Annotated in this window: 2 protein-coding genes; both read right to left on the bottom strand. The window is 64.5% G+C overall.

All coding sequences use genetic code 11. The annotated features are described in order from the left end of the window. Window positions 1-11: 11 nt before the first annotated feature. The gene (locus tag FRC98_RS20710) at window positions 12-1,745 is read right to left on the bottom strand and encodes a relaxase/mobilization nuclease domain-containing protein (RefSeq protein ID WP_146983488.1); all 1,734 of its coding nucleotides are present in this window, start codon (window positions 1,743-1,745) and stop codon (window positions 12-14) included. After that, on the bottom strand, window positions 1,742-2,044 hold the full coding sequence (locus FRC98_RS20705; protein WP_230467870.1) for a plasmid mobilization protein: 303 nt from the start codon (window positions 2,042-2,044) through the stop codon (window positions 1,742-1,744). The genes FRC98_RS20710 and FRC98_RS20705 overlap by 4 nt, the downstream gene beginning before the upstream one ends. Window positions 2,045-2,188: the final 144 nt, after the last annotated feature.

The following is a 2,188-nucleotide window of genomic DNA, read 5'->3' as shown; positions in this document are numbered from 1 at the left end:
CCTAAACCGCACTAACGGCTGATATCAATGCCTCGCGCTCCCTGGGCACGGCCTCGGGACTGCTTTTGCAGCTCTCGCCCGCTCGTGACCGCTTGACGGTCAGCCTGGCTCAAGGATTGCCACGCCTGATCGGACAGCCCGCGGGCTTCCTTCGCGATCTCCTTCAGCTGCGCCCGCTGCCCTGGCTCCTGGCGTTGCTGCTCGTCCAGGCCCTTGACCCGGGGTTCCAGCTCCCGCTTGACCATCTGCGCGTCCTGGACGGCCTGCCGGTCTGACTGCAGGGCGGTCCTGATGCCGCTAACCCGGCGAACCTCGCCGGGGAGCTGCTGCAAGGCGCTCTGTGCTTCCTTCCGTTCGGCGTTCTTCAGCCCCAGAACGGAGATCCCGCGCATCCGCCCGAACTCGGACGGATTAACCTTGAGGATCTTCAACGCGGCCCGCTGCCCCCCTCTTTGACCGGCCAATGTCTCAAAGTGCTTCTTTGCCCGCTCTGGATCCCGGAAGGCGGTTTGCCAGACTTGATCCAGGGCCTGTTCCTGCCGCTGCCCCCAGGCGCTTTTCTGCTGGAACCTGTTGATGGTCTTCGCCGCCTGCGTCTGCTCGGCCTTCAGGGCCTTCAGCTGCTCCTGACGGGCGACGCTCGCATGGTAGCGGTCCAGCTTCTGCCTCAAAGCAGGCGGCTCAGCCCCTCGATGAGGGGCACTTTCCAGCCCAGGCTGTAGGTTGCGACCGCTCCGATCGCGCCCGCGATCGTTCCGATCAGGATTGCGCTGCCCCACAGTAGCAGCGCGGTCCTGATCGTCGTTCTGGCCTGGCTGCGGTGCAGTCTTTCCATCCGCTCCACGGCCTGGCTCACTTCCTGGGCGGTGTCCGTCATTGCGCCCTGCATCTCGGCCAGCTTCTCGATGGCCGGGGCCATCTGGCGCTCGATCTCCGTGCTCGCGGCTTTGTCCAGGCGCTCTCTCAGGCTCGACATAGTTCCCGATCCTCTTTTCCAGGGCTTTCAAACTGGCGTCTCGGCTGACGGCCGACGCCTTTGCTTGCTCCGTGCCATCCGTGACCACCAGGCCCCGGCCCTTCTTCTCCAGGCGCAATCCTTCCAGGCCAAGCCGATCATGCAGCTCGGTCCAGCTCTGCGAAGTCTTGAAGGCGTCCCCGGATGCCTCCTTGACCAGCTCGGCAAAGGGCCGCTGTCCGTCGCGCTCCATCTGGCGAAGCTGGCCGGTGCTGACGCCCTGGCTTCGGTCGGGGGCTTCCTGACCAGGTGAGCGGGCATGATGGCCCGGCACCTGCCGCAAGCCGCGTGCGTCCTCGATCTCGCGCAAGCTCTTTTCGATCCGCGCAAAGTCATGGCTGTTCGTCCATGCCTTGCCGGTCTCCGGGTGAACCCGATTGACCAGGATATGAACATGCGTGTGGTCGGTGTCGCTGTGCGCCACGATTAGGGCCTGATGCTCTTTCAGGCCCAGGTCATCGATCACGCGGCTTGCCCGGTCCAGCAGCTCGGCCTTGTCCGGCTTGTCGTCCGGGTCACAGGACAGCGAGAGGTGATAGACCGGCTTCTGAACGCGGGCGTTGTCGTTGGCCGTCGCCCGCATGATCCGGGCCGCTGCCTCGGGATCATCGGTCGGCAAGTTCCGGCTCTCGGCCCAGGCTACGCGCTCGGCCTGCTCGCCCTTCCCGCCGCTTTGCAGGTATCGCGCCAGGCCGCCGAAGCTTTTGCCGGTGTGTGCCTTGCCGATCATAGCCGTCGAATGACCTCTACCAGCTCGGCCAGGCTCTCCCGCACCGACCGTTCAAGGTCGGGCATCCCCCCGGCGTTCGCTGCCCGTGCAACCTGGTTCAGATTGTTGCCGATGCGGTTCAGCTCCTTCACCGCTGCATCGTTGGCCGCACCACGCCGCGCCGTGATCTTCTGGCCCAGGGCGGCCTCACGAATGAATGCGCTCGGCGACTTCCCGGCCCGTGCTGCGGCCTTGGTGATGGTCTGCCATTCGTCCTCGCTGTAGCGGCTGGATCGGATCAGCGGGCGTTCGGTCGGCAACCTGGTTTCCCTTCTCTTTGAGCGGCCCTTGGGCGGCGAAAAGACGAGCGATTTGTAGCACAAATCATTGCTCGCTCCTAATCTAAATAACGTTTCGTCTCCTATGGTAGCCCCGGCCCGATTCCCTGTCCAGACAGGGCTATT

It is taken from the genome of Lujinxingia vulgaris (assembly GCF_007997015.1).
Taxonomy (GTDB): Bacteria; Myxococcota_A; Bradymonadia; order Bradymonadales; family Bradymonadaceae; genus Lujinxingia; species Lujinxingia vulgaris.
This window is presented reverse-complemented; position numbering and strand designations above follow the sequence as displayed.

What these genes read in the sequence shown, in the direction of transcription:
- FRC98_RS20710 (WP_146983488.1), bottom strand. Translation starts at nt 1,745, where the DNA reads ATGATCGGCAAGGCACACACCGGCAAAAGCTTCGGCGGCCTGGCGCGA.